Genomic DNA, 18388 nt, shown 5'->3' on the forward strand with positions numbered 1-18388 from the left:
ACACAGGCCGCGAGGGGCTGGGGGATCTCCCGCCTCGCGAGCTACCCGCACCGCCAAGGCGCTGGCGCAAACGGCGCCACGCTGTCTGGGTCCACCCGTGATGTTCTGCGGGCCCCGCGCGCACGGGGCCATCAAGGCAGCCCATGATCACTCCGGAGACGATCGCGCTCGTGAAAGAGCGCACGGATCTCGTAGCGCTCATCGGCGAAAACGTGCGCCTCACGCGCCGCGGGCTCTCCTTCACCGGGCTCTGCCCCTTTCACAAGGAGAAGACGCCCAGCTTCCACGTGAACGCGAACCGCGGGTTTTATCACTGCTTCGGCTGCAAGGAGACCGGCAGCGCCATCGACTTCGTGATGAAGCTCGAGGGCCGGACGTTCGCCGAGGCGGTGCGCGCGCTCGCCGAGCGCGCCGGCATCGAGGTGGCCGAATCGCTGACCGACGCCGAGCGGCGCGAGGCGCAGGCGGCGCGCAAGTCGAAGGACGACCTCTACGCCGTCAACCACCTCGCCGCGACGTTCTTCGAGCACAGCCTCCGCGGTGGCCCGGGCAGCGGCCCCCATCCGCTCGCGCGCTACGCCCACGAGGAGCTCCTGCGACGCGGTCTGCCCCTCCGCGACGGCGATGGCGGCGTCGACCCGATCTCCGATGCCCTCCAGGCGTTCCGGATCGGCTACGCCCCGTTCGGCTGGGACGCGCTCGCCACCTACCTGCGGCAGCAAGGCATCTCCCCGGTCCTCGCGGAGCGCGTCGGGCTCCTCGTGCCGCGCTCCTCGGGGAGCGGCCATTACGACCGCTTCCGCCACCGGCTCATGTTCGCCGTGACCGACGTGATGGGCCGGGTGATCGCGTTCAGCGGGCGCGCGTTGCCCGATCCGAGCCCCGCGGAGCTGTCGTCGCTCGGCCTCACCGGCCCTGCGCCGCAGACCGACGGCGCGCCGGCGAAGTACATCAACAGCCCCGAGTCGCCGATCTACACGAAGGGAGAGCACCTCTTCGGGCTCTACCAGGCGCGCCAGGCGATCCGGCAGCGCGGCGAGGGGGTCCTCGTGGAGGGCAACTTCGACGTCGTCGCGCTCCACGCGCGCGGCATCGGCCACGCGGTCGCTCCGCTCGGGACCGCGTTCACGCCCGCACAGGCGAAGCTCATCAAGCGCTTCGCTCCCGTGGTCATCCTGCTCTTCGACGGCGACGCGGCCGGCAAGAAGGCCACGCGCGCGGCGCGCGCCCCATGCCGCGAGGCGGGGCTCAGCGCGCGCGTCGCCGTGCTGCCGGCCGGCGTCGATCCCGACGATCTCGCTCGCAAGCACGGCCCGGAGGCGGTCGCGCGCATTCTGAAGGGCGCGCGCGGCCTGCTCGAGCACGTCATCGACGAGGCGCTCGACGGCGACAGCTTCGGCGGCTCGTCGCTGCCCGAGCAGCTCGCTCGCGTGCGCGCCGTGGCCGCGTTGCTCGCCGACGAGGACGATCCGAACCTCAGGATGATGGCAAAGCTCTACGCCGATCGTGTCTCCTCGAAGCTCGTCATCGGCGGTCGCTCACCCGACGACCTCCGGCAGCTCGAGCGCGTCGTCGAGGAGTCCCTTTCCCGGCCGCGGAACCAGCCCAGCCGCGAGGTGACCCCCTCCGGACAGACGACCGAGACGTGGGAGCACGCGCGCTCACGCGCGCAGATCCCGGAGGTCAGCCTCGAGATCCTGGGCGCGATCCTCGATTTTCCCGAGCTCATGGCCGACGACGAGGTGCAGACCGCGCTGGAATGCCTCGAAGGCGAGGTCGCCCTGGCGATTGTCACAGCGCGTCAAAATTTCACATTTGAAATGGGTCTTGCCGCCGGCGAATTTCTTGCGCAAGTCCCGGCTCCGATCCATTCATTCGCGGCTGGACGGCTGGTCTCGCCTGTCTTCGAAGCGGCCTCAACGGCCAAGGCGACGCTCTTGGAGAATTCACAAAAGTTGAGCAGGCAGGCCCTGTCGCGACAGAAGGCAGCCGTCATGAGCCAGCTCCAGAAGAGCGCGGTCGATGCCGATGCTGAAAACGCTTTGTTGCGTGAGCTATTCCAGCGGAGAGCGGGGGGGCTCGGTCTTCCTTGATGCGTTCCGTGTCGCCCCTACGTGGCGACCCGACGTGCGTGATCCCTAGAGTTTGTCGGAATCATTTGGTGTCTTGTCGGTCGCGGCGAGCTGGTCGCCGTAAGTGGAGCATGAGGTAATGGCGAGCAAGGCCAAGCAATCTTCCGGTCGGGCAGGCGGGGTCGCAAGGGCGGCGGGGGGCGGCGCGCTGAACGGCGCGCGGCACGCATCGACACGCGGGCACGCTGAGGCAGGGGCACGCCCAAGCAACAAAGGAGACGCGGGCAACCGAGCCGAGCGGTCCGAGAAGGACCGGAAGACCCTGGAAAAACTCGTCGAGACCGGCAAGAGCAAAGGCTTTCTCACCTACGACGAGGTGAACGACGCGCTCCCCGCGGACGTCGCGCCCGATCAGCTGGACGACGTGGTGGGCGCCCTCGGCGACGAGGACATCGAGATCGTCGACGGCGCGACCCAGGTGAAGATCGCGCCGAAGCGCATCGCGGACGAGGAGGCGGGCGAGAAGAAGCTGGTCGTCACGCCCGACCGCGAGGAAGAGGACGTCGACTACTACTCGAAGTCGAACGATCCCGTCCGGATGTACCTCCGCAAGATGGGCAGCGTCTCGCTGCTCACCCGCGAGGGCGAGGTCGAGATCGCGAAGCGGATCGAGGTCGGCGAGCAGAAGGTCAACGCCGCGATCCTCGACTCCCCCATCGCCGTCCGCGAGATCATCGATCTCGGCGAGAAGCTCCGGAAGCACAAGATCCGGGTGAAGGAGCTCATCAAGGACGCCGAGAACGACGACCAGGAGTTCGACGAGGAGGAGGCCGACCGGCGCATCATCCGCCTCATCGACAAGGTGAAGCGCGTCGACAAGAAGAAGGCGGAGCTCGTCGAGGAGCGCAAAGAGGTAAAAACCGAGGTCCGTCGCAAGCAGATCGACATCGAGGTCACGCAGGCGACAGCCGAGCTCGTGATGACGCTCGAGGAGATGCGCCTCAACAAGCGAACGATCGACAAGATCGTCCAGAAGCTGAAGAGCCTCATCTCGAAGGTCGAGAAGGCCGAGGCCGGCGCGACGGAGCTGGAGCGCCGCACGGGGCTCTCGAAGGGCGAGCTCAAGCGCGAGCTCATCAAGGTGAAGGGCAACCGCGCCCTCGAGGGTCGTCTCGCCAAGAAGCTCAACGTCAACCGCGAGGAGCTCAACGACTTCGAGTCGACCATCAAGAACGCCCAGAAGGGCCTGAAGAAGGTCGAGGAAGAGCTCAACATCGACGTCTTGGCGATCCGCGACACCTACGAGAACATCCGCGAAGGCGAGCGGATGGCGGAGCGCGCCAAGGCGGAGCTGGTCGAGGCGAACCTCCGCCTCGTGGTCTCCATCGCGAAGAAGTACACGAACCGCGGGCTGCAGTTCCTGGACCTCATCCAGGAAGGCAACATCGGCCTCATGAAGGCCGTCGACAAGTTCGAGTACAAGCGCGGCTACAAGTTCTCGACGTACGCGACGTGGTGGATCCGGCAGGCGATCACCCGCGCGATCGCGGACCAGGCGCGGACGATCCGCATCCCGGTCCACATGATCGAGACGATCAACAAGCTCATCCGCACCTCGCGCTATCTCGTGCAGGAGTACGGCCGCGAGCCGACCCCCGAGGAGATCGCCGAGAAGATGGAGCTCCCGCTCGACAAGGTGCGGAAGGTCCTGAAGATCGCCAAGGAGCCGATCTCGCTCGAGACCCCGATCGGCGAGGAAGAGGACTCGCACCTCGGCGACTTCATCGAGGACAAGAGCGTGATCTCGCCGGCAGAGGCGGTCATCAACATGAACCTCGCCGAGCAGACCCGGAAGGTCCTGAAGACGCTGACGCCGCGCGAGGAGAAGGTGCTCCGGATGCGCTTCGGCATCGGCGAGAAGAGCGATCACACCCTCGAAGAGGTCGGTCAGGACTTCGAGGTGACCCGCGAGCGCATCCGGCAGATCGAGGCCAAGGCGCTCCGCAAGCTCCGGCACCCCAGCCGGTCGAAGCAGCTCAAGAGCTTCATCGACAGCTAGTCCGTGGGCTGGCCTGCTCGGCAACCGATGGCAGCCTCTACGCGCGCATCGCGCGGCCGGCCTCTCCCCGGCGAGCCGCGCGCTCGCGCGGGGAGGAGCCCGCTCGGCGCGCAGCGCGCCGTCGCGGCCTTCCTCGTGGTCGCGGGCGCGCTCTATGGCGCCGGTTGCGGCAAGACCATGTCCGAGGAGGACTGCCGCAGGATCGGCGAAGCCATGCGCGCCGCGTGGGCAGCGGAGGTGAAGCGGGTGGGACCGGCGGAGCCAGGGGGCTCGGGCAAGGCCACGGTGGTGCTCGCGAGCGAGGGCGAGCGGCTCTCGTCGGAGTGGACGTCCGACTGCAAGCGAGAGCTCACCGGGAGCGAGGTGGCCCCGGGCGAGATCGACTGCCTCACGCGCGTGAAGACGCTCGAAGAGCTCCGTCGGTGCGCCGCGCCGTGAACGCCGGCGCGCGCGCCGAACAGGCGGCGTGAACGGCGCGCCGCGACGACTTCAGTTCAGGTAGCGCTTGTCCTTCGGGGGGTCCTTCTGGCCGCCGGGGATGACCCGGAGCGAGGCGCCCCCGGAGCGGCCGCGCGCCGCGGGTACGCGGCGGAGCGCGGCGGACTGCGCCTGCAGCTGGCGGAAACGCATCCGCAGGTAGAAGCGGCGCAGCGGGGAGAAGTCGCCGAAGAGGTAGCCCGCCAGCATGCCGCCGAACGGCGTGATCAGCCCCTCGTGGGGCGCGCGCATGGAGATGACGTTGAGCACCGAGAGGGCGAAGATGAAGACGAGCAGCATCGTGCCCGTCACGGGGAGGACGAAGAAGAGACGGACCGTGGTGTGCCGGTGCGCGAGCGCCCACGCGACGGCGACCGCCTCGATCATCCCGAGCCCGCCGTAGAACACGGGCTGCGCCACCTTCGGGAAGAGCGCGCCCACCGCCACCTGGAGCGCGAACGCGAAGGCCGCGGAGCCGAACAGGAACGCCAGCATCCGGCCGGCGCCCCAGCGCTCCTCGAGCGAGGTGCCGAGGAAGTACAGGCCGAGCAGCGTCGTGACGAAGTGCCAGGGATCGCTCGGGCCGTGGACGAGCGGCGCGGTGAGCAGCCGCCACACCTGACCGTGGAGGACCCGATCGCTGATGCCGAGGAACGGCGCGAGCACGCCTTCCCCCGCGCCCCCCCAGTTCAGCCCGAGGGTGAACATCACCCAGATACAGCCGATCGCGATCATCATCCCCAGCAGGGCCTTGCCTGGTTTGGGGAACCCCATTGAGCTGTGCTCCGGGCGCATAGCTTTCCACCTAACAGCCGCGCCCCCACCGGGCAACCGCTGCCCCCTTACTTTACTGCGATTCGCCCCCCGGCCAGCGTCCGCGCGACGAGCGCAACGCTCGCCGCGCGCCATCCTGGACACTCCGGGGCAGGGCACGCCCGGCGGCGCGCGGGGGGGCCGGGCAGCGCGCGCGCCACCGGGCGGCGTGCCCGGTGGGAAGCATTCACGTCCCTGCTGCGTCCGGCGCCCAGCGACTCAGAAGAAGTTGCCGATGTTGAACTCGAACTTGTACGTCTCTTCGTAGGGCAGCCGCTTGAACGGGAAGCCCCACTCGAAGCGCAGCGGCCCGAGCGGGGAGAACCACCGGAACCCGAACCCCCACGAGGTGCGGACATCGAGGAGACGCTCGATCGAAAAGCACGGGTTCGTGGCGTCGTGCGGCGAAGCGGGGGCGGCGTTGCAGTAGAGTTTCTCGAGATTCCACGCGTTGCCGAGATCGGTGAACACCACGCCCTTGATCTGCACGGCCTCGATGAGCGGGAACTCCAGCTCGAGGTTCTGGTAGTACATCAGGTTGCCGCCGATGTTCGCGCCGTTCACGATGGGCGGTGAGTTCGGATCGAGCGACTCGCGGAGCGGGAGCCGCGGGCCGATGTCCCGGATCTCGAAGCCGCGCACGTCGAGGATGCCGCCCAGGAAGAAGCGGGCGAAGATCGGCACGCCTTCCGGGTTGGGGCTCGTCACCATGCCGGCCTCGGTGTTCAGCTTGAGGACCAGGCTGTCCGTGATCGGGTAGTAGAACCGCCCCGTGGCGCGATACCGCAGGAACTCGTTCTGGCTGCCGAGCGCGCTGTGGGCGAGCTCCACCGAGCCCTGCAGGTAGATGCCTGAGGTCGGGAAGAGCTGGTTGTTGCGCGTGTCGTAGGTGAGCGCCGGTCGGATGCTGGACGTGATCCCGTCGTTGAAGAGGTTGTAGAGCGGGAGCCGCTGAAACGTGGACCGCCCTTCCGCCGTGCCGAGGCCGGTCGTCGTGGAGGACGAGATCTCGTCTTGCTCCAGCGTGTAGGTCAGCTGCGCGCGGAGCTCCGGCTCGATGAGCGGGTAGCCGAGCGTGAGCGAGCCGCCCGTGGAGGTCTGCGAGAACTGCGTGTAAGCCCGCAGCTGGTTGTAGACGCTCACCGCCGCGGAGAACGGGCTGTCGAACAGGTACGGCTCGAAGAAGCGGACGTCGACGAGGCGCCGCAGCCCCGAGATCTGCGCCTGGAGCGAGAGCGACTGGCCGCTTCCGAGCAGGTTCGCCTGCTGCACCTGCGCCGTCGCGATGAAGCTCTCGACGCTCGAGAAGCCGGCGCCGATCTGGAAGGTGCCCGTCGGCTTCTCGCCGATGTCGACGTTGACGTTGATGTGCTGGGCGTCCTCGCCCTGTTCGGTGGAGATGTCGACCCGCTCGAAGTAGCCGAGCGCCGTGATCCGCTGCTTCGACCGCTCCAGCTTCGTCTCGCTGAACAGCTGCCGCTCCTCCACCTCCATCTCGCGTCGGATCACCTTGTCCCGCGTCTTCGTGTTGCCGCGGATCTCGATGCGCCCGAAGTAGACGAGCTGGTTTCTGCGGATGCCGACGGTGATGTCGACCTCGCGCCTGTCCGGGTCGAGCTGGGTGTCGGGCGAGGCCTCGACGTTGGCATAGCCGGCATCCCGGTACAGCGTCTGGATCGCGCTGAGATCCTTCGCCAGCTCGGCGCGGTTGAACCAGTCCCCCGGCTTGGCCCGCACCATCTCGCGCAGCGCCCGGCGCCCGCCGAGCGGCTCGATCTCGCGCCCGTCGGCGTCGCGCTCGTACACGCGGAGCGAGCGGATGCGGAACCGCGGCCCCTCGTTGATCGTCAGCGTGACCTCGATGCCCGTGCGGTCGGGCGTGAGCATCACCCGGGGCGTCGCGACCTGCACTGCGAGGAAGCCGCGATCGTAGTAGAGGGCGTTGATCACGAGGACGTCGCGCTCGAACATGTCCTGGCGGAACGGGCCGCCCGTGCCGAAGGCGAAGAACCCTCCCTGCCCCGTGAGCATGACCTCCCGGAGCTCCTCGTCCGGGATGTTGTGGTTCCCGATGAACGTGATGCGCCGGACGGTGACGGGCGCGTGCTCCTTGATGGTGAACTTGAGGGTGACCTGGTTCTCCCGCTCCGGTTTGACCTCGTAGCTGACCTCGGCGAGGAAGTAGCCCTCCTCGGCGTACTTATCGCGGAGCTTCTGCACGCCGCGGCGGACGGCCGCGTAGCTCAGGATCGTGCCGGTCTTGAGCTCGACCGAGAGCGCCTCGGTGAGGTCCTCGCTGTCGATCTCGTTGTTGCCGGAGAACTCGATGGCCTTGATGCTCGGGCGCTCGCGGACGAGCACCCGCAAGCTCACGCCGTCGTCGCGGCGGGTGAGGTCGACCTCGACGTCGTCGAACAGGCCGGAGTCCCAGAGCTCGCGCACGTCGCGGGCCAGCCCCTCGGGGGTGAACGGCCTGCCGACCCGCGTCTGCCCGAGGTAGACGAGCACGTCCTCGGACGAGATCCGCCGGTTGCCGGCGATGACGACCTGGACCACCGGCTGCCCGCGAGCGAGCTCAGCCTCCGTGGGTGCCAGGTCGAGCGTCGGTTCGGCCGTATCGGCGGCCCCCTGCGCAGGTGTACCGGCCCCAGGCTGGGGTCCCCCGGTCGCGTTGGCCGGGGCAGACGGCTGAGCGGCACCGGCCGGAGCGGGAGCCGGCGGGGCGCCGCGCCCGGGCGCCTGCGTGTCCGGAGCACCTCCGGGCACCTGAGCTGCCGCAAGCCGGGGCCGTATCGCCGCTGCCGCAACGAACACCAGGAAGAGGCCGAGCCAGACGAGCCGCTGCCAGCGGCCGGGGAGGCGAAGCATTGAACGGGTGCCTGTCGCGTACAAGGCGCCACCCCGTAGCCCAGTGCGCCGTGAGTCTCAAGGGCGGACGCCGAAAACAGGGCGTCGCCGGCCGATCGCGCCGCGACCCCCCTGCGTGCGGGTCGATCTCTCGGCCACTTGACGCTATGCCAGGGGCCGCACGAACGCAGGCGAGCACGCGCAGCCAGAAATTCCCGCGGGCCAGCCTTGACCGAGCGCGAGCCCCTGGGTAATTGCCGAGGCTCGCCAGCGTTCACCTGAACATCGGAACACCTGCTCAACCGGTGCCCGAGCATTCCCTGGAGTAACGCGTGTCTCGAACCCCCTCCCTTCCGTCCGACGGTGAGCCGCCTCGCAAGGGCCGCCGTGGCGGCCGGCCCGGTGATAGCGAGCCTCCGCCGCCCCCGGCGCCCGACACCTCGCTCGCCGACGAGGCGCAGCGCCGGTACCTGAACTACGCGCTCAGCGTCATCACGTCGCGCGCGCTCCCCGACGTGCGCGACGGGCTGAAGCCGGTGCAGCGCCGCATCCTCTACGCGATGCTGCACGACCTGCACCTCGGGCCGGACGCGAAGTACCGGAAGAGCGCCGCGGTCGTCGGCGACGTGATGGGCAAGTACCACCCGCACGGCGACGTCGCGATCTACGACGCGATGGTCCGGCTGGCGCAGGACTTCGTGATGCGGGCGCCGCTCATCGCCGGCCACGGGAATTTCGGCTCCGTGGACGGCGATGCCCCGGCGGCGATGCGTTACACGGAGGCGAAGCTCCGCCCCCTCGCGCTGGAGCTGCTCGGCGAGCTCGGCCAGCGCACCGTGAACTTCCGCCCGAACTACGACGGCACCCGCTTCGAGCCGATCGTCCTCCCTGCCCGCTTCCCGAACCTCCTCGTGAACGGATCGCAGGGGATCGCGGTCGGGATGGCGACGAGCATCCCGCCGCACAACCTGAGCGAGGTGATCGACGCCTGCGTCGCGCTGATCGAGAACCGCGAGCTCACCACGCAGCGGCTGCTGTCGTACGTGAAGGGGCCCGACTTCCCGACGGGAGGCCAGCTGCACGCGACGAAGAAGGAGCTCGAGGCCGTCTACACGTCCGGCCAGGGCTCGCTGAAGCTCCGCGGCGAGTGGCTGCAGGAAGAGGGCGACGGCAAGCGCGGCGCCGTACCGCAGATCGTGATCACCTCGATCCCGTACGGGATCGAGCGGAAGGCGATCGTCGAGAAGATCGCCGAGGTGATCCTCTCGAAGAAGCTGCCGACGCTCGTGGACGTGCGCGACGAGTCGACGGCCGAGGTGCGCATCGTGATGGAGCTGAAGCGCGGCGCCGACGCGCAGCTCGTGATGGCGTACCTCTACAAACAGACGCCGCTCGCGATCAACGTGCAGGTGAACCTCACCTGCCTCGTGCCCACCGACAACGCGGACGTCGCCGCGCCGCGGCGGCTCGGCCTGCACGAGATCCTGACGAAGTTCCTCGACTTCCGCTACGCGACCGTGACGCGGCGGCTCGAGTTCCAGCTCGGCGAGCTGAGGCGGCGGATCACGATCCTCGAGGGGTTCGAGAAGATCTTCGACGCGCTCGACGAGGTGATCCGGATCATCCGCAAGAGCGAGGGCAAGGCCGACGCGGCCGAGAAGCTGATAAAGCGCTTCACCCTGAACGAGGAGCAGACGGACGCGATCCTCGAGCTCAAGCTCTACCGGCTGGCGCGCCTCGAGATCCTGCTCGTGCAGAAGGATCTCTCCGAGAAGCGCGCCGAGGCGAAGCGGATCGACGGGCTGCTCAAGAGCGACGCGAAGCGCTGGGGGATCGTCCGCGACGAGCTCGTCGAGATCAAGGGATCCTACGGCGAGAAGCGCCGCACGAAGGTGGTCGGCTCGATCGACGAGCCCGAGTACCAGGCGGAAGACTTCATCGTGGCCGAGGACGCGAACGTCATCCTCTCGGCGCAGGGCTGGGTGAAGCGCGTGCGCGAGGTGCGGGATCTCTCCTCGACGCGCGTCCGCGAGGGCGACAGCGTGCTCGCGGTCGTCGCCGGCTCGACGCGGTCGACGGTCGCGTTCTTCTCGAATCTCGGCGCGTGCTACGTGTGCCGCATCCACGAGGTGCCGCAGTCGACCGGCTACGGCGATCCCGTGCAGAAGCTGTTCAAGCTGGCGGACGGCGAGCGGCTGATCGCGATGCTCTCCTTCGATCCGAGGGCGCTCGACGTCCCGGGGCAGACCCCTGACTCCGCCGAGCCGGAGCCTCCCTTCGCGCTCGCGATCACCCGCGGGGGCCTCGGCTTCCGGTTCTCGCTGCGGCCGCACCGCGACCCGTCGACGCGCTCCGGGCGCCGTTTCGCCAAGCTGAACGAGGGCGACGAGGTGCTCTTCGTCCACGCCGTGGACGGCGCCGACAGGGTGCTCTGCGCCTCGAGCGACGCCTGGGCGCTCAGCGTGGCCGTGGAGGAGCTGGCGCTGCTCTCCGGACCGGGCAAGGGCTCGGTGGTGATGCGGGTCGCCGAGGGCGAGCGCCTGGTCGGAGCCGCCCTCGCCCTCGGCCGGAACGACGTGATCACGGTCGAGACGGAGAAGGGCAAGACGCTCGAGATCACCGCGAGCAAGATCGCCGGTCCGCGCGGCACTCAGGGTGAGCCGGTCGCACGACGCGACCGCTTCATCCGCGTGGTGCCGCCGGCCGTCGTCGTACCGACGCTGGAGGTGAGCTGAACATGGCCGCCACGAATCCCCCGGTCCGCGCCGCGTCCGGCGCGCGTTACACGGCCGCTGACATCGAGGTGCTCGAGGGGCTGGAGCCCGTCCGCAAACGCCCCGCCATGTACATCGGTGGCACCGACGTCCGGGGCTACCACCACCTGCTCTGGGAGATCGTCGACAACGCCGTCGACGAGGCGATCAACGGGCACGCGAAGCGGATCGAGGTGACGCTCGACGCCGATCTCCAGGGCGTGACCGTAATCGACGACGGCCGCGGCATCCCCGTCGACGTGCACCCCCGGTACAAGCGCCCCGCGCTCGAGCTCATCCTCTGCACGCTGCACGCGGGCGGGAAGTTCGCGAGCGACAGCTACAAGGTCTCGGGCGGCCTCCACGGCGTCGGCTCGAGCGTGGTCAACGCGCTCTCGGAGCTCGTCGAGGTCCGGGTGCTACGCGACGGGTTCGAGCACCAGCAGACATTCTCGCGCGGCGCGCCGAGCAGCAAGCTCAAGAAGGGCGCGCCCACCCGCAAGCACGGCACGAGCATCCATTTCCGGCCGGATCCGGAGATCTTCGGGCAGGGCCGGCGGTTCGATCCCGAGACCATCCGCGAGCGCCTGGAGGCCAAGGCGTACCTCCACGGGGGGCTCGCGATCGCGTTCCGCGATCTCTCGTCCGGGGAGTCGATCGAGCTCCTTCACCCGAACGGCATCGCGGACTTCCTGCCGAAGCTGGTCTCCCAGCGCGGCAAGGCCGTGACGCACCCGACCATCTTCTACGTCGCGCGCGAGGGCGAGATCCGGCTGGAGTCCGCGCTCCAGTGGACGGAGTCGACCGACGACTACGTGAAGTCGTACGTCAACGGCATCCCCACGCACGCGGGCGGCGCGCACGAGGCGGGCTTCGGCTCCGCGATCGTGAAGGCGGTCCGCGCCTTCATGGACGCGAAGAAGATCCAGCCGAAGGGCGTGACGCTGACGGCCGACGACATCCGCGAGGGGATCGTGGGCGTCCTGTCGATCTACATCCAGGAGCCTCAGTTCCAGGGGCAGACGAAGGATCGACTCAACAACGCGGAGGCAGGACCGGCGGTCGAGGGCCTGGTCCGGCCCGCGCTCGAGCAGTGGCTTCTCCACAACGGCACGGCCGGCGAGTCGATCGTGGCCCGCGCGATCCTGGCGGCGCGCGCCAGGGAGGCACGGCGCGAGGCGACCCAGCAGGTCCTGCGGAAGACCCCCGTGTCGCACCGGCTCAACCTGCCGGGCAAGCTCGCCGACTGCGCCTCGACCGATCCCAGCGAGAGCGAGCTCTTCATCGTCGAGGGAGACAGCGCAGGCGGCTCCGCCAAGCAGGGCCGGGATCGCCGGACCCAGGCGATCCTCCCGCTGCGCGGCAAGGTGCTCAATGCGGAGCAGGCCTCGACCTCGAAGGTGCTCGGCAACAAGGAGCTCCAGGACATCGTGAGCGCGCTGGGCTGCGGCTTCGGCAAGGACTTCGACGCCTCCAAGTTGCGATACGGCAGAATTTTTCTACTCATGGACGCCGACAGCGACGGCCAGCACATCGCGACGCTGCTGCTGACGTTCTTCTACCGGCACCTGCCCGGCCTGCTCCGCGGCGGGCACGTGTTCCTCGCACAGCCGCCGCTCTACAGGATCGACGTCAGCAAGGAGACGTACTGGGCCCTCGACGACGCAGAACGCGACCGGATCCTCGCGAAGCTCCCGAAGACGGCCAAGGCGGATATTTCTCGCTTCAAGGGACTGGGCGAGATGCCCGCGGAGGACCTCAAGGCGACGACACTCGACATCCGCCGCCGGCGCGCGCTGCGCATCGTGATCGAGGGAGAGATCGAGACCGATCGCATCCTGAACGAGCTGATGGGCAAGGACGCGCAGGCGCGCTTCCGCTTCATCATGGAGCGCGCGCCGAACGCCGAGATCGACGTCTGACATCGACCCCTCGCCCCGGAGATCGCGGCGCCTCCTCGCGCGCGCGCGAATCTCGTTGGATGCCGGATCGCCGGCTCACATTCATCACCTGACAGTCACAAGATCGCCGCGACGATGTCGCGATCCGTGCGACCGCCGCGGCGTGCGTGCGGCGTGCGCGCCGCACAGGCACGTTGTGCCAGGCACGGGGGATCCTCGGCGGTTGTGCCACGTGAACTGTGGGCCACACCCCCTATGACATCGCGAGCAGGTTGACCCGCAAACGCGGCGTTTTGCGCTGGTGAACGCCGATTCACCTGAGCCGGGAACGCGGAGTCAGCTTGCGGCCTGCTGGTTGCAATACGTCGCGCCGGTGGCCGCGATGACCGCGGCACATCGCCCTTTCACCGCTGGAGAGGTACTCGTGACGACTGCGCTTCCCATCTCGACTCCGATCGCACCCTCCTCGTCCCACAACACGCCGGCCGCACGCTCCCTGTCGGTTCCGGCCACGCCCATCGCAGCCGGGAGCGGCGGGTCGGTCGCACGGCCAACGCCGCTCCCGGCGTCCGACGCCGCAGCGCCGAGCTACAGCGCGCCGCCGCAGCGCGAGCACGCCGCAACCACCGCTGGCTCGCGCTCCACCCTTCCGCCGCGCCCGGCAGTCCCGCTCCCGCGCAGCACCTCGGAGCGGCTCCTGCTCGGTCGCGACCACATCCGCAGCGCCGCAGAAGGTGGACAGAGGATCCGTTCCTACGAGGTCGCACTGGAACTCGATCTGTCCGAGTTTCATTTCGCGCGGCTCTTCCGTGCCGCCTTCGGGCTATCGCCGCACGTCTACTACGACGAGGTACGCGCGGAACGCGCCCGCACGCTCTTACGCGAGGGGCACACCGAGGGGGAGGTCGCCCGCCGCATCGGCTTCCGCCGGCCGGCGGAGCTCCGGGTCCTCCTGTCGAAGCGCGGCGGCTCGCTGCCCCCGGCCGGCGAGGCGGAGGCGAGCGACGCCTCGGCCGAGTGATCGGCTGAGTGATCGGCCAAGTGATCGGCCAAGTGATCGGCCGAGTGATCCGACGCAAGACGTCGGCCACGCGAAGCGCCGGAACCACCAGTCGCCCTGGCGCGAGACAAAGTGCTTACCCCCATGACAGCGTGATCAGAGTCGCCTGTGCCTGAGCGAGGGGAGATTCGCCCTGACCCGATCGAGGTAGGCGGGGTCGAGCATCGCCATCGCGATCCCCTCCCCTTCGGAGGCCTGAGCGATCACCTCACCCCACGGATCGATCACGCACGACTTCCCGAAGGTCGCCCGCCCGCCGGGGTGCTTGCCCCACTGCGCTGCGGCCACCACGTACGCCTGGGCCTCGATGGCCCGCGCGCGGAGCAGGACCAGCCAGTGGTCCTTGCCGGTGAGCAGCGTGAACGCCGCGGGGACGACGATGGCCTCGGCGCCTTCCGACGAGAGCGCGCGATAGAGCTCCGGGAACCGGAGGTCGTAGCAGATCGATAACCCGAGCTTCACGCCGTCGATCTCTGTGACGACGGGGAGCTCGCCGGCGGTCGTCGATGCCGACTCGCGGTACTTCGTGCCATCGGCGATCTCGACGTCGAAGAGGTGAATCTTCCGGTAGCGGGCGGTGAGCCGGCCGTCGGGCCCGAAGACCGCGCAGGTGTTGTACGGCCTCGCCGCATCCGGGGCGCGCTCGGGGAAGCCGCCGGCCACGAGGGTCACCCGGGCGGACCGCGCCGCGTCGGCGAGACGATGCGCGATGGGACCGCCGCCGGCGTCGAGGTCCTCCGCGATGTGGCGCTTTCCCTCCTCGTTGCCCATGTACGCGAAGTTCTCTGGCAGCACGACCGTCGTCGCCCCGCGGCCCGCCGCCTCCACGACGCGCGCCTCGATCCGCGCCAGGTTCTCGCTCACGTTCTCCTGGCTGGAGAGCTGGAGGGCCGCCCAGATCACCGGTTTCTGCATGGGGCAAGCCTACCGCACGAGGAACCGGAGCGGACCGCGCGTGGAAGAGCGCGCGGACTTCACCGGATTCCTCGTTGTCCGGACGCGCCCGCAGCTCCGCCGGCGCCCGCAGCTCCGCCGGCGCCCGCAGCTCCGCCGGCGCCCGCAGCTCCGCCGGCGCCCGCAGCTCCGCCGGCGCCCGCAGCTCCGCCGGCGCCCGCGGCTCCACCGGCGCCCGCGGCTCCACCGGCGCCCGCAGCTCCGCCGGCGCCCGCAGCTCCGCCGGCGCCACCCAACCCGGCGCCCGCCTCAGCGCACTCGAGCGGCGCGTCGTAGTAGGCGCACCTCGCGCCGCACGCGGCGCACACGCAGGCGAGCACCTGCTGAAACGCCCGGTGTGCGGCGCCCGCATCGTCCGGGAACACGCACGCGGTCTGGCAGGCCTTGTTGTGACCGCAACCCTTGAGGCACACGCTGATCTGCCTGCACCCGGGCTCGCCGTCGCACGCCGAGAGCTGCGCCTCGCAGCGCGCACCGCGGGAGGCGTGCTCGTTGAAGCAATCGCCGCATCGCCCCGCTTCGCCGCCATAGGCAACGACGCACTCGCAGAGGTTCGCCGGCCGAGGCCCCTCGTCGACGCTCGCATCGGACGGCGCGCCCCCCGCTGCGCCCGCGCCGCTCGACGTGCCGGCATGAGCGCGCGGCGGCGGGAGCCGTTCTTCGGTGCAGCTCGGCGTCGACGCGAACGCGAGCGCCGCCCCCCACGCCGTCGCGCCGCAGAGGACAGCGCGGCCGTACGATCCGACAGGAGCGCGCAGCGCCCTCCCCACAAACGACATGATGGAGCGAGCGTAGCCTGCCCCTCACCCGGGGCCGAGCTCGAGCCGCGCCGCTCAGGGCCGTCCGAGGGATCGGCCGAGGTCGCACGGAACCCTCTCCCGGCCACCGCCGATCGCTTCTATGCTTTGCTGACACGTCGCAAAAATTCTCATGGAAATCGCTCCCCTCTCGCTGTTACCGCGCTCCGTGCTCGCCCTGGCCAAGGAGGTCGCGCGCGCGTTGCTCCGGCGGCCGGTCGTCGGGATCGCCGCCGCCGCACAGACCGCCGACGGCCGGTGGCTGCTCATTCGCCGCAGCGACACCGGAACCTGGGCGCTCCCAGGAGGGACCCTGGAATGGGGCGAGACGCTCCGCGACAGCATCGTGCGGGAGCTCGCCGAAGAGGCCGGTGTCATCGAGGTCGAGCTCGGGCGGGTCGTGGGCGTGTACTCGCGGCCCGACCGCGACATCCGTTTCCACGCCGTGACGGTCGTCGTCGCCGCCCGGATCGGCGCACCCACACGCCCTCCACAGAACCCGCTCGAGATCCGCGAGGTCAGGCTGTTCCGCGAGGACGAGCTCCCGGCCGAGCTCGCGATGGGCATGGGGGACCTCCTCGCCGCCGCCCGGCGCGCCGGCGACACCGAGCTCGAGTGAGCCGAGGCAAGCGATGACGCAGGCACACCACGACGAGGCCGATGCGCGCAACCCGCTGCAGGGCGGGCTCGCGACGGATCCGACGCACAAGGCGAGGATCGATGAGCTCGCCGAGCGCATCGAGAAATACAGGGCGAGCTACTACGCCGGACACCCGGAGATCTCGGACGCGGCGTTCGACGCCCTCGAGGATGAGCTCCGCGCCCTCGATCCCGCGCACCCGGTGCTCGCCCGGGTCGGCTCCGCCTCCCTGATCACGGAGTGGGAGAAGGCGCGGCACGAGATCCCGATGGGCTCGCTCAACAAGGTCGTCTCCGAGGACGAGCTCCGGGCCTGGGTCGCCCGGTGCGACGAGCTCCTCGCGAAGGACGCGCACGACGGCGCCGCGCAGCCGGCGAGCTCCGCCGGTGCGAGCGTCGCGGACGACCTCTTCGTGGCGGAGAAGCTCGACGGCATCTCCATCGAGGTCATCTACAAGGGCGGCAAGCTCGTCGATGCGATCACCCGGGGCGACGGCGAGTGGGGCGAGCGGATCACCGCGAACGTCGCGAGGATGAAGGGCGTCCCCTCGAGGATCCGGGAGCGGGGCCGGCTGTCCGTGCGCGGCGAGATCATCCTTCGCCTCTCGGACATGAAGCGCTATTTCCCCGGCGTCACCAGCCCGCGCAACATGGCCGCGGGCGCGGCCAAGCGGTTCGACGGCCAGGGGGCGGAGCACTGCACGGTGCTGTTCTACGACGTCGCCGATCACCTCGAGATCCCGACGTGCCGGGCGCGCTTCACGTGGCTGCGCGACCTCGGCTTCGCGACGCCGCAGACCGCTCACGGCAACGTCGAGGACGTCGTGAAGCTCTATCGGCGCTACTCGAGCGAGCTCCGCGCGAGCCTCGACTACGAGATCGACGGGCTCGTCGTCTACGTGGACTCGCTCCACCTCCAGGGCATGCTCGGCGACGTCAACCGAAGGCCGCGCGGCGCGGTCGCCTTCAAGTTCGCGTCGCCGGCCAAGGTGACGACGGTCGTGGCGATCCAGTGGGACACCGGGCCGAGCGGGCGCGTCACCCCGGTGGCGATCGTCGAGCCGGTGGAGCTCGCGGGCGCCAACGTCCGGCGCGCCTCCCTGCACAACGCAGCCAACGTGCGCGGCCTCGGCATCGGGGTGGGCGACGAGGTGCTGGTCTCGCGCCGCAACGACGTGATCCCGTACGTCGAGGAGGTCGTCGAGAAGCGCGGCCCCGTCGCGGTCCCCCCGTCGCTCTGCCCGGTCTGCAGCGCGCCGCTCGTCGTCGAGGGAGAGTACCTCCTCTGCCGGAACGCCGCGTGCCGCGCCCTCATCGAGGGGCGCATCCACAACTGGATCGACGCCATCGGCGCGCTGGAGTGGGGCGACAAGCTGATCGAGCAGGTGGTGGCCGCGGGCCTCGTGCGCGAGCCGCTCGACCTCTACAAGCTCACGGTGAAGGACATCGCCGAGCTCGACCGGCGCGGGGAAAAGAGCGCCACGAAGTGCCTCGACCAGCTGAAGAGCCGGCTCCCGCTCACGCTGCCGGTCTTCCTCGCGGCGCTCGGCATCGAGGGGTTCGCGATCCAGACCGCGCGGCTGCTCGTGTCCGCCGGCTACACAACGATCGAGAAGCTGCTCGCGGCCGGCGAGGACGAGCTCGCCGGCATCCCGGGGCTCGGCGCGATCAAGGCCGCGAGCATCGTTCGAGGGCTGCGCGCCCGCGGCGACGAGATCGCGCGGCTGCTCGCCGCCGGCATCGTCCCGGTGACCCCCGAGGCCGAGGGTCCGCTCGCCGGCCTCACCTTCTGCTTCACCGGCGCGGCCGTGCGCCCCCGCGGCGAGCTCACCCACCTCGTCGAGTCGAACGGCGGCCGGGTGCTGAACAGCGTCACGAAGGAGCTCAACTACCTCGTCCTCGCCGACGTGGCGTCCGCGTCGAGCAAGGCGGTCAAGGCGCGCAAGTACGGCACCAAGCTCATCACCGAGGACGACCTCGACAAGCTCATCACCGAGCGCCGCGGCGGCTGACCGA

Annotated in this window: 12 protein-coding genes; 8 read left to right on the plus strand and 4 right to left on the minus strand. The window is 69.6% G+C overall.

The features are described from left to right. The first annotated feature begins 143 nt into the window (after positions 1-143). The 3 genes from dnaG to WMF36_RS23680 all read left to right on the plus strand — a co-directional run bounded on the left by dnaG (position 144) and on the right by WMF36_RS23680 (position 4569). Positions 144-2093 carry a DNA primase gene (dnaG, locus tag WMF36_RS23670; protein ID WP_437573001.1) on the plus strand — a complete coding sequence of 650 codons (1950 nt, stop codon included), beginning with the start codon at positions 144-146 and terminating at the stop codon, positions 2091-2093. 118 nt (positions 2094-2211) lie between these two features. Next, entirely contained in the window at positions 2212-4131 is a 1920-nt protein-coding gene (gene rpoD / locus WMF36_RS23675) for an RNA polymerase sigma factor RpoD (RefSeq protein WP_437573002.1), read from the plus strand. Between the two features lie 27 nt (positions 4132-4158). Then, a complete protein-coding gene (locus WMF36_RS23680) occupies positions 4159-4569 on the plus strand; it encodes a hypothetical protein (RefSeq protein ID WP_437573003.1) in 411 nt (136 codons plus the stop codon). A 51-nt stretch (positions 4570-4620) separates the two neighbouring features. On the opposite strand, the gene WMF36_RS23685 is transcribed toward WMF36_RS23680, so the two are convergent. Together WMF36_RS23685 and bamA are read right to left on the minus strand one after the other, a co-directional pair. Then, positions 4621-5382, minus strand: a complete 762-nt coding sequence (locus WMF36_RS23685) for a rhomboid family intramembrane serine protease (protein WP_437573004.1) — start codon at positions 5380-5382, stop codon at positions 4621-4623. Positions 5383-5640: 258 nt separating this feature from the next. After that, complete coding sequence (gene bamA / locus WMF36_RS23690; protein ID WP_437573005.1) at positions 5641-7977, minus strand: outer membrane protein assembly factor BamA; 2337 nt, start codon at positions 7975-7977, stop codon at positions 5641-5643. 623 nt (positions 7978-8600) lie between these two features. On the opposite strand from bamA, the gene WMF36_RS23695 reads away from it, so the two are divergent. The 3 genes from WMF36_RS23695 to WMF36_RS23705 all read left to right on the plus strand — a co-directional run bounded on the left by WMF36_RS23695 (position 8601) and on the right by WMF36_RS23705 (position 13943). Further along, positions 8601-11003: a DNA gyrase/topoisomerase IV subunit A gene (locus WMF36_RS23695; RefSeq protein ID WP_437573006.1), complete on the plus strand. Its 2403-nt coding sequence runs from the start codon at positions 8601-8603 to the stop codon at positions 11001-11003. A 2-nt stretch (positions 11004-11005) separates the two neighbouring features. Next, a complete protein-coding gene (locus WMF36_RS23700; RefSeq protein WP_437573007.1) occupies positions 11006-12943 on the plus strand; it encodes a DNA gyrase/topoisomerase IV subunit B in 1938 nt (645 codons plus the stop codon). A 403-nt stretch (positions 12944-13346) separates the two neighbouring features. Further along, entirely contained in the window at positions 13347-13943 is a 597-nt protein-coding gene (locus WMF36_RS23705; protein ID WP_437573008.1) for a helix-turn-helix domain-containing protein, read from the plus strand. A 135-nt stretch (positions 13944-14078) separates the two neighbouring features. On the opposite strand, the gene WMF36_RS23710 is transcribed toward WMF36_RS23705, so the two are convergent. Next, positions 14079-14897, minus strand: a complete 819-nt coding sequence (locus WMF36_RS23710; protein WP_437573009.1) for a carbon-nitrogen hydrolase family protein — start codon at positions 14895-14897, stop codon at positions 14079-14081. Positions 14898-14956: 59 nt separating this feature from the next. Next, positions 14957-15715 (minus strand): hypothetical protein, encoded by a 759-nt coding sequence (locus WMF36_RS23715; RefSeq protein ID WP_437573010.1) that lies wholly within the window; start codon positions 15713-15715, stop codon positions 14957-14959. A gap of 151 nt (positions 15716-15866) precedes the next feature. Here WMF36_RS23715 and WMF36_RS23720 point away from each other — a divergent pair, with 151 nt between their 5' ends. Beyond that, the gene (locus WMF36_RS23720; RefSeq protein WP_437573011.1) at positions 15867-16352 is read left to right on the plus strand and encodes an NUDIX hydrolase; all 486 of its coding nucleotides are present in this window, start codon (positions 15867-15869) and stop codon (positions 16350-16352) included. A 13-nt stretch (positions 16353-16365) separates the two neighbouring features. Continuing rightward, positions 16366-18384, plus strand: coding sequence for an NAD-dependent DNA ligase LigA (gene ligA, locus WMF36_RS23725; protein WP_437573012.1), 2019 nt, complete (start codon positions 16366-16368; stop codon positions 18382-18384). Positions 18385-18388 lie beyond the last annotated feature (4 nt).

The organism is Sorangium sp. So ce887 (assembly GCF_051521455.1).
Lineage (GTDB): Bacteria > Myxococcota_A > Polyangia > Polyangiales > Polyangiaceae > Sorangium.